Here is a 9,075-nt window from a genome sequence, read left to right as displayed (position 1 = left end):
CGTCGCGGGCCAGGCAGAGCTGGGCCGCGTCCAGGATGGACCTGATGTTGCGCCGGGCGTCGGCCCGCCGCTCGGCCTGCGCCGCGGGGCGCTGCACGGACCGCGGCCGGTCACCGTCGCCGCGCGGTGTGGCTGCCATCTCCGCTCCTGCGCTCCCTGAGCCGATGTTCCCGAGCAACCCGAACAGAGTAGTTCACGTTGCCAGGACGCGAGCGAGCCCTTCCAGGGTCAAGCGTGGCGAACGCGCACGTTCCCCGCCAAGCGCTACAGGCCCCCGTCTCCGCGGACGGCGGCGGGCCGTGGACCATGTGCACGGCGCCCCTGTGAGTCCTTCCCCCGCGTGCTCCCGACGTCCCAGGATCTCCTCTCTGAGGGCGCCGGGACGAATACCCCGACAAAAAGCGGAAAGGGGGTTCTTGAAGAGGACAAACACCTCACATGAGATCAGATAGCGAGAGGAGCCGTCCCATGACGGACGTGTCGAGCAAGGGACCGGAGCCCGGAGACGAGCGCCCGGTGCTGACCAACCGTCAAGGGCACCCGGTCTACGACAACCAGAACCAGCGGACGGTCGGCGCGCGCGGCCCGGCCACTCTCGAGAACTACCAGTTCCTGGAGAAGATCAGTCACTTCGACCGGGAGCGCATCCCGGAACGGGTGGTGCACGCGCGCGGCACGACGTCGTACGGCTTCTTCGAGGCGTACGGCATGTGGGGCGACGAGCCGATCGCCCGGTTCACGAGGGCGAAGCTGTTCCAGGAGGCCGGCAATCGCACCGACGTGGCGGTGCGGTTCTCGACCGTGATCGGGGGGCGCGACTCGTCCGAGTGCGCCCGCGATCCGCGCGGGTTCGCGGTGAAGTTCTACACCGAGGACGGCAACTGGGACCTCGTCGGAAACAACCTCGCGGTGTTCTTCATCCGTGACGCCATCAAGTTCCCCGACGTGATCCACTCGCTCAAGCCGGACCCGGTCACCTTCCGGCAGGAGCCGAACCGGATCTTCGACTTCATGTCGCAGAGCCCCGAGGCGATGCACATGATCGTCAACCTGTTCAGCCCGCGCGGCATCCCGGCGGACTACCGGCACATGCAGGGCTTCGGGGTGAACACCTACAAGTGGGTCAACGAGCAGGGTGAGACCGTGCTCGTGAAGTACCACTGGATGCCCAAGCAGGGGGTCAGGAGCATGACGGCCGAGGACGCCGCACGCATCCAGGCCCACGAGCTGGGTCACGCCACGAAGGACCTGCGCGACGCCATCGAGCGCGGCGACTACCCGGAGTGGGAGTTGCTCGTCCAGATGATGAGCGACGACGAGCATCCCGAGCTGGACTTCGACCCGCTCGACGACACCAAGGTCTGGCCGGAGGACGTCTTCCCGGCCAAGCCGGTCGGCCGGATGGTCCTGGACCGGACCGTGGACAACGTCTTCGCCGAGAACGAGCAGATCTCGTTCGGCACCGGCGTCCTCGTCGACGGGCTGGACTTCTCCGACGACAAGATGCTGGTGGGCCGCACGTTCTCCTACAGCGACACCCAGCGCTACCGCGTCGGGCCGAACTACCTGCAACTGCCGGTCAACCAGGCCAGGAACGCCGACGTGCGGACCAACCAGCGCGACGGCCTCATGACCTACGACCAGGATCGGGGAGGCGAGAACCCGCACGTCAACTACGAGCCGTCGATCACCGGCGGGCTGCGCGAGGGGCGGTTCCCGTCGCACGACGAGCAGGGCCCGCAGATCACCGGCAGGCTCACCCGCAAGCGCATCCCGCGGACCAACGACTACACGCAGGCGGGCCAGCGCTACCTGCTCATGGAGGAGTGGGAGCGCGACGATCTGGTGGAGAACTTCGTCACCATGCTGTCGCAGTGCGACCGGCCGATCCAGGAGCGCATGGTCTGGCACTTCCTGCTGGTCGAGGACGACCTCGGGCTGCGCGTCGGCGAGGGGCTCGGCATCACGCCTGACGACGTCAAGCACCTGGAGCCGCTGGCGAGCCAGGACCTGACCGACGAGGACAGGGAGCGCCTGGCCAACCTCGGCAAGAACGGCCCGCGCGACGTCTCGGGCCTGAAGATGACGCACTGCGTCCCCGACGAGCGGGCCACCGTGCCCGCCATGTGAGATCCGCCGTGCGGATCGGGGCCCGGCCCGGGAGTTTCCGAGCCGGGCCCTGGCACGTCCGCACCCGCGTGGGCCGCTACCCTACGGGAAGGCTGCGATGTTGAGGAGTGTGCGACCATGCGCGTTGTTGATGCTTTCCGGCAGGCGTACGGCGAGGAGCCGGCCGGAGTCTGGCACGCGCCCGGCAGGGTCAACCTCATCGGGGAGCACACCGACTACAACGACGGCTTCGTGCTGCCGTTCGCGGTGCCGTGGGGCGTCACCGCGGCCGTCAGCCCCCGCGAGGACCTCACCGTCCGGATCTCCTCCCTCCAGGCCCCCGGCCAGGAGCAGGTGCTGGAGGACGTCGAGCAGGCCGAGGGCTGGGCCCGCTACCCCGCCGGAGTCGTCTCGACCCTGCGCGGCGCCAGGCTGCCGGTGCGCGGCGCCGACATCGTGATCGACGGCGACGTGCCCAAGGGCGCCGGGCTGTCTTCCAGCGCGGCGCTCGAGGTCTCCGTCGGGCTCGCCCTGAACGACCTGTACGGCCTGGGCCTTGAGCCGATGGAACTGGCCAGGCTGTGCCAGAAGGCCGAGAACGAGTTCGTCGGCATGCCGTGCGGGATCATGGACCAGGCGGCCTCGGCGCTGTGCAGGGAGGGGCACGCGCTGTTCCTCGACTGCCGCTCGCTGGCCGGTCGCGCCGTGCCGTTCGACCTGTCGGCGTACGGCATGCAGATCCTCATCATCAACACCGGCGTGCACCACGAGCTGGCCGACGGGCAGTACGCCATGCGGCGCCGGGACTGCGAGAACGCGGCCAAGCACCTCGGCGTCCCGTCGCTGCGGGACGTCACCGACCTCGCCGCGGCCCTGTCGAAGCTCAGCGGCGACGAGCGGGCCCGCACCCAGCACGTCGTCACCGAGAACCACCGCGTGGAGGCCGTCATCGGACTGCTGCGCGCGGGAGCCGTCCAGGAGATCGGCGCCCTGCTGAACGCCTCGCACCTGTCTCTCCGCGACCAGTACCAGGTCTCCTGCCCTGAGCTGGACGTGGCGGTGGAGGGGGCGGTCAAGGGCGGCGCGCGCGGGGCGCGGATGACCGGCGGCGGCTTCGGCGGCTCGGCCATCGCGCTCGTCGCCGACGACCGGGTGGACCGGGTCCGCTCCACCGTGGAGCAGGCCTACGCCGAGCGCGGCTGGGCCGCGCCGACGTTCCTGCCGGCTACCCCGGCGGCCGGCGCCCGCCGCGTCCGCTGACACATCACTCCCAGAGGCGGGAGAGCCGCCGCCCGGCGCACGGCATCGGGCGAGGCCGCCCACCTCTCACGCCAGAGGCGGGAAGTCCGGCGGCCGGCGTTCGAGGAAGCTCGCCACTCCCTCGGCGAAGTCCGGCCGCAGGAACGACTCCGTCATCAGCCGCACGGCCTCGTCCCTGGCCTCGTCGAGCCCCGTCTGCCAGCCGCCCCAGACCTGCCGCTTGATGATCGCCATCGAGGCGGGCGAGCACTGGGCGGCCAGTTCCTTCGCGTACGCGACGGCCTCGGCGAGCAGCCGCTCCCCCGGCACGGCGCGTACGGCCAGGCCCATGGCGCACGCCTCCGCGCCGGTGAAGACCCGGCCGGACAGCAGCAGGTCCATCGCCCGCGCCTGCCCGGACAGCCGCGGCAGGATCCAGCCGAGGCCATACTCGGCGACGAGCCCGCGCCGGGCGAACGCCGTCGTCCACTTGGCGTCGTCGGCGGTGACGACCACGTCGCACACGAGCGCGTGGACCATTCCCAGACCGGCGCACGCGCCGTTGACCGCCGCGACCACCGGCGTGCGCAGGGTAGTGGGGAACGTGTTGGGCCGGGGGTCCCGCTCCTCGGCGTACTCGCCGGACTGGATGGCCGTCAGGTCGGCGAAGTCGGCCCCGGCGCAGAAGCCCTTGCCCGCGCCGGTCACCACGACCGCCCGTACGGACGGGTCGCGGTCGGCCTCCTCCAGCAGGTCGAAGTAGCGCCGTCCCATCTCGGCGGTCCAGGCGTTCAGCCGTTCCGGCCGGTTGAACGTGAGGATCCGCACGCCCCCGTCGTCCTCGGACAGCACCACCATCGCCACGCTCCTCCTTCGCCCGAACATAGTTCTACACGGTTTTACCCCAGCGGAGGACGGTGGACGTAGGCCGGCGTGAGCCGTACGTCCTCGTAGTAGCGGTGGAAGACCGGCGTCGCGGCGCCGGACAGGGGCGGCACGATCCACGACCAGTCCGCGGGGCAGACGCGCCCGCTGCGTTCCTCCCGCTCCAGATGGGTCAGGAACCGCCGCGCCTCGGTGTGGTGGTCGGTGATCGTGACGCCGTCCTCGGTGAAGGAGTGGAGCACGGCGACGTTGAGCTCCACCAGCGCCTGGTCGCGCCAGAGCGTCCGATCGTGGGAGGTGTCGAGGCCGAGCCCCTCGGCGACCACCGGAAGCTGGTCGTAGCGGTCCCGGTCGGCGAGATTGCGCGCGCCGATCTCGGTGCCCATGTACCAGCCGTTGAACGGCGCGCACGGATAGGTGACCCCGCCGATCTCCAGCGCCATGTTCGAGATCGCCGGCACGGCGTGCCATTTGAGCCCCAGACCGGCGAACCACGGGAAGACCGGGTGCCTGATGGGCACCTCCAGGACCACCTCCCGCGGCACCTCACGCAGGACCAGGGCGCCCTTGGCCTCCACGACCAGCGGCAGGACGTCGAACCTCGTGCCCTCTCCCCGCCAGCCCATCCGCAGGGCCCGCTTGGTGATCTCCGCGTTCGCCGGGTCGCCCAGGACCGAGCCGTCCTCGCGGACGTATCCGGCATATCGGATGAGCTGGTCATTGAGGACCCGCGGCGCCCGCTCGTCCGGCCGGTCGGGGGCGAACACCGTGATGGTGGGGCGGATCCTGCCCCTCCCGGTGGCCGCCCCGAGGTGCTCGACGCACTCCTCGGCCACGCCGTCGGCGGTGTCCACGTGCCGCCGGTCCCGCACCTGCAGCGACCTCCAGTAGAGGCGCCCGATGCATCTGTTGCTGTTACGCCACGCCACCCGCGCGCCGAAGGTCAGCTCGCCCGTGGTGTGGGTGTACGTCCCCGTCTGGTCGATCTCCGCGAGGACCTCCCGGAGCCGGGACTCCACCGGGCCCGCCCCCGGGTTCTCCGCATGGTGGAGCCGGATGAAGCTCTCCGCCTCCCGCCTGTCGATCTCCGCCCCGCGCTCTCGTGCGGGCGCGGGGGTCTCCCCGCATGCCCGTACGGGTGCCGGGGTCTTCTTCGATTTACGCCAAGTCAGCACGACCGCCACACACTTCGCGCTCACGAGCGCCCCGCGCCGGTTCCGGGCCGGCGGCGACACCCTTCCGCAGTGGCCCTCACCCCACTGCGCCGTCCGTGGTCCGCGGCAGCCGCGACCGGTACGGCCACGGCGATCACATTTTCCGCGATGTCCCCGGATTTGTCCGCCAAATCCATACACCGGCGCATGCGAAGCGTCAGCCGACCCTGGCTCGTCCCCCCGGCCCCGGGCCCCTGTCGCTCGTTCGCGAGAGGCGGCCTGCGGTCCATCGGCCGCCCGATCGGCCGTGTGTCCCGAAGGACACGACCGCTGCCGCGGGGACCGCACGTCGGCATGAAAAACCCCGGGGCGGTGGTCTGTGACCACCGCCCCGGGGTTATTGCTCCCGCGATAGGACTCGAACCTATAACCTGCCGGTTAACAGCCGGCTGCTCTGCCGATTGAGCTACACGGGATCGTGCTGTACTGCTGGTACTACTTGCTCCGCTTGTTCCGGCCTTTCGGCTTTCCTTGCGGCGTGGAACTAGATTAGCGCACTCCGAGGGGTGTCTGTCACATCGAATCCGTCCGCGAGTCGTCGGGTCTTGATCGGCGTACGGCAAAGAGCATCCGGACGGTCCCGGAGCCCGCCGGGGCGGGACCGGAACGGCTGCTGTTGGATAGAGACAGGCCCTCGGGGTAGGGGGGCGGGGAACACGAGCGCGGAGGTGGAAGATGCGATACAAGGCGATGTTCGCCACCGGGCTGGCCGTCGGCTACGTCCTCGGCACGCGGGCCGGGCGTGAGCGCTACGAGCAGATCAAGCGTTTCGCGCAGCGGTTCGCGGACAGTCCCACGGTGCAGGAGGCGGCGGGGCTGGTCGGCGCCCAGGCCTCGAAGGTGGCGGGCAAGGCCAAGGACCTCGCGGGCGACAAGGTGCCGTTCCTGAGGAAGACGGAGACCTGGGAGCAGGCCGACAGGCCCGACCGGGTCGGCACGGCCACCGGCTGGCCGGCCGGCGCCGACCAGATCCCCTGAGCCGTCCCCCGGCAGACCATGCCCTGACCGGCCCTGACCGGCCCTCACCATGCCTGACCGCGGCCTGCGGGCCTCGGGAGCGGACGACGGGCCCCGTTGCCCGACGGGAGCCCGTCGCCTGTCCTCCGCCCCTCCCAGCCGATCTCGGCGGGCGCGGGCGCGCCGCCAGGCCCTTCCGTACACGCGTGCCGCGCCGAGATCACGCCGGACCGCACCCGCGCCGTACGGCGGGGACACGCTCAGGAACGGAACAGGTCGACGACGTCGTCCCCGTGGGGATCCCGCGCGGTCCTGCCGGCGCGCGGAGCCCTGATGGAGGCTTTCACGTCCCAGCTGAAGCGGGTGGCGACGGCCACGGACGCCGCCGGGTATCCCACGCCGGGCCGCCACACCGCCTGGACCACGATCGGCCTTCCCGTCATGTCGGTGGCGATCCCCCAGAAGACGGTGATCCCGCGGTATCGGGGGTCGAGCCGCCCGCCGAGCATCGTCCTGAACGGCTTGGAGAGCGCGAAGAGCTTGCCGAAGGTCGTCGTGCCGCGGATGCTCCACGTCTTCTTGACCGCACGGTCGTCGGCGTCGTGGACCGCCGACCCCGGCTTGCTGCTCGACGCGGAGGCGACCAGGGCCCTGAGCGTCCCGAGGTCGAAGGCGTCGATGATCTGGTCACCGTACAGCGCCGCGCCGCCCGGCGCCTTCCCGATCCGCGCACACGACGTGCCGCCGTACGCGGGGCCCGCGCCGTAGAGCACGCCGCCGACGCTGCGCACCCGATGCGTCGCCGAGCCGACCGTGGCGAGATCGCCCGCGCGCCGGTCCCCGCCGGCGGCGTCCTGTCGCAGGAACTGCAGGTCGCAGCTCCCGAGCAGCATCGACCTCTTCATGTCGGCGGCCACGACCCCCGCCCTGCCCAGCCGCGCCACGCCCGTCATGTGGGGGTCGCTGTTCCCGCCCTTGCAGTAGCCGCGCGGCATATCGTCGAGTCGGGGGTCACGCGGCCAGTCCAGCGAGGTGTGCTGGAAGATCTTCACCGGGCTGCCCTGGGCCTGAAGCCGCCACACGGCGGCCACCACGTCGACGGACGCCGCCTGCGCGGGCACCGGTATGGCCACGATCCCGAGCACAGCCGCCATCGTCACTCGCCATTTCATGCGAGGTGATCATGCCATGCGCCGGCCCTGGGCGTCGTCACACGCCGAGGCTGCGGCGGACCTCCTCCAGGGCCTGCTCGGCGTGGGCGCGCAGACCGGGGTCGTCGGCGTCGAGCCCGGGGTCGAAGATGAACTCCCAGCGCGGGGTGTCGTAGCCGGGGATCCGGCGGGCGACCAGGCGCACTCCCCCGCGGCCGTTGATGGTGACGTGGCGGCTCGCGACGATCGTCGAGGTCACCCGCTCGCGGATCGTCTCCGGCAGTCTGCCCGGCTCGGGCAGGAGGGCCCGGTGGACCGCCCCGTCCGTCATCGTGACCGTCACGCCCTCCTCGTCCCACACGGCCTTGTCCATCAGGTGCCAGGGCAGGCGCAGCCCGTCCGGCAGGTGCAGGGCCCGGGTGGTGGCGACGATGTGGCCGCCCTCGGACGCCGGTGCGTGGCTGATCGGACGCTCGCCGCTCTCCAGGGCGAGGGCCGCGCGGACCTCACGGGGCAGCCGGGCGCCGAACAGGCGGGACAGTGAGGACTTCTGAGGGGTCAAGGGAGCACCGCCAGCGTACGACGACCGTTAACACCCCCGAGGCTATCCGGCGCAACGTCCCTCCTGTCGTACGGCCCTCCTGTCGTACGGCTCCGCACCCGGGGAGCGGCGAGACCCGGGCGAGAGCCGCTCAGGGGAGCCACTCCTGGAGTCCGGCGAGATGCCCGAGCTCCGACTCGACCCGCTGCCTGTCGCCGGCGGTGAGCTCCACTCCACGCAGATCGGCGAGCCAGGGATCGGCGGGCTCACCGAGGGCCGTGGCCAGGTCGACCAGGTGGCACAGGGCGATGGCCCGCTCGGCCGGCGAGGCCTCCGCGCCGTGCCTGCGCACGGCGGACTTGAGCGCGCGGAAGGCCTGCAGGTCGTCGTTCTTGAACTCGCGCAGTATCCGGGCGTTGTCGAGCGCCTTGGCCAGGCCCGTCAGCTTCTTCGAACCGCCGTATTCCAGCTCGGCCGGCTCGTCGCGCTGGATGAAGATGATCGAGTTCCCGGACGGATCCATCAGCGTGAACCGGGACGCGCCGGGCCGGTAACGGGTGATCCGCGGCAGGCCGGAGCTCAGCACCTTCCCGTAGGCGCGGCGCATCGCCGCGACGAACTCCGCGTGGTACGGCGCGACGGCGTCGACCATGACCAGGCAGCCTCCGGAATGCTCCCGGGCCGGATCCAGGTCCTTGGGCGCCGGGCCGAAGTGCAGCTCGAATCCGCTCCACCGCAGGGCCAGATAGACATAGGGCCTGGTCTGTTTGTAGGTCGCCTCGAATCCCAGCGCCTCGTAGAACGCCAGAGTCTCCTCCGGCGACGCGCACGGCATCAACGGCACCGTCGTCTCGTTCGGCCGGACCGCGGGCTCATTCATGTCATCCACCTTTCCGATCGCCGCGCGATGGTGACACTCCTCGGCACGGCTCGCACATGGATCGCTCCAAGGACCCCCGCGGCCCGGAACGCGACGAGC

The 9,075-nt window shown here is 71.0% G+C and carries 8 protein-coding genes and 1 tRNA gene; 3 read left to right on the top strand and 6 right to left on the bottom strand.

The window, feature by feature from the left end; translation table 11 throughout:
- The first annotated feature begins 468 nt into the window (after positions 1-468).
- Both ACIBK1_RS29080 and galK read left to right on the top strand, forming a co-directional pair.
- Complete coding sequence (locus tag ACIBK1_RS29080; RefSeq protein WP_396738875.1) at positions 469-2,130, top strand: catalase; 1,662 nt, start codon at positions 469-471, stop codon at positions 2,128-2,130.
- A 117-nt stretch (positions 2,131-2,247) separates the two neighbouring features.
- Positions 2,248-3,369, top strand: a complete 1,122-nt coding sequence (gene galK / locus ACIBK1_RS29075; protein WP_396738873.1) for a galactokinase — start codon at positions 2,248-2,250, stop codon at positions 3,367-3,369.
- 66 nt (positions 3,370-3,435) lie between these two features.
- On the opposite strand, the gene ACIBK1_RS29070 is transcribed toward galK, so the two are convergent.
- From ACIBK1_RS29070 to ACIBK1_RS29060, 3 genes are all read right to left on the bottom strand, one after another.
- Complete coding sequence (locus tag ACIBK1_RS29070; protein WP_396738886.1) at positions 3,436-4,206, bottom strand: enoyl-CoA hydratase-related protein; 771 nt, start codon at positions 4,204-4,206, stop codon at positions 3,436-3,438.
- 41 nt (positions 4,207-4,247) lie between these two features.
- Positions 4,248-5,432, bottom strand: a complete 1,185-nt coding sequence (locus ACIBK1_RS29065; RefSeq protein WP_231513754.1) for a nitric oxide synthase oxygenase — start codon at positions 5,430-5,432, stop codon at positions 4,248-4,250.
- Between the two features lie 358 nt (positions 5,433-5,790).
- A tRNA-Asn gene (locus ACIBK1_RS29060) sits at positions 5,791-5,863 on the bottom strand.
- A 259-nt stretch (positions 5,864-6,122) separates the two neighbouring features.
- On the opposite strand from ACIBK1_RS29060, the gene ACIBK1_RS29055 reads away from it, so the two are divergent.
- Positions 6,123-6,425: a hypothetical protein gene (locus ACIBK1_RS29055; protein WP_030506208.1), complete on the top strand. Its 303-nt coding sequence runs from the start codon at positions 6,123-6,125 to the stop codon at positions 6,423-6,425.
- Positions 6,426-6,664: 239 nt separating this feature from the next.
- Here ACIBK1_RS29055 and ACIBK1_RS29050 read toward each other — a convergent pair whose 3' ends face one another.
- From ACIBK1_RS29050 to ACIBK1_RS29040, 3 genes are all read right to left on the bottom strand, one after another.
- Complete coding sequence (locus tag ACIBK1_RS29050) at positions 6,665-7,576, bottom strand: hypothetical protein (RefSeq protein WP_396738871.1); 912 nt, start codon at positions 7,574-7,576, stop codon at positions 6,665-6,667.
- A 37-nt stretch (positions 7,577-7,613) separates the two neighbouring features.
- Complete coding sequence (locus tag ACIBK1_RS29045) at positions 7,614-8,117, bottom strand: hypothetical protein (protein ID WP_396738869.1); 504 nt, start codon at positions 8,115-8,117, stop codon at positions 7,614-7,616.
- A 130-nt stretch (positions 8,118-8,247) separates the two neighbouring features.
- Complete coding sequence (locus tag ACIBK1_RS29040; protein ID WP_396738867.1) at positions 8,248-8,976, bottom strand: glyoxalase; 729 nt, start codon at positions 8,974-8,976, stop codon at positions 8,248-8,250.
- Between the last annotated feature and the right edge of the window lie 99 nt (positions 8,977-9,075).

It is taken from the genome of Microbispora rosea (assembly GCF_044460045.1).
Taxonomy (GTDB): domain Bacteria; phylum Actinomycetota; class Actinomycetes; order Streptosporangiales; family Streptosporangiaceae; genus Microbispora; species Microbispora rosea.
The sequence above is the reverse complement of the archived record's forward strand: the minus strand, read 5'-3'. Positions and strand labels throughout refer to the sequence as shown.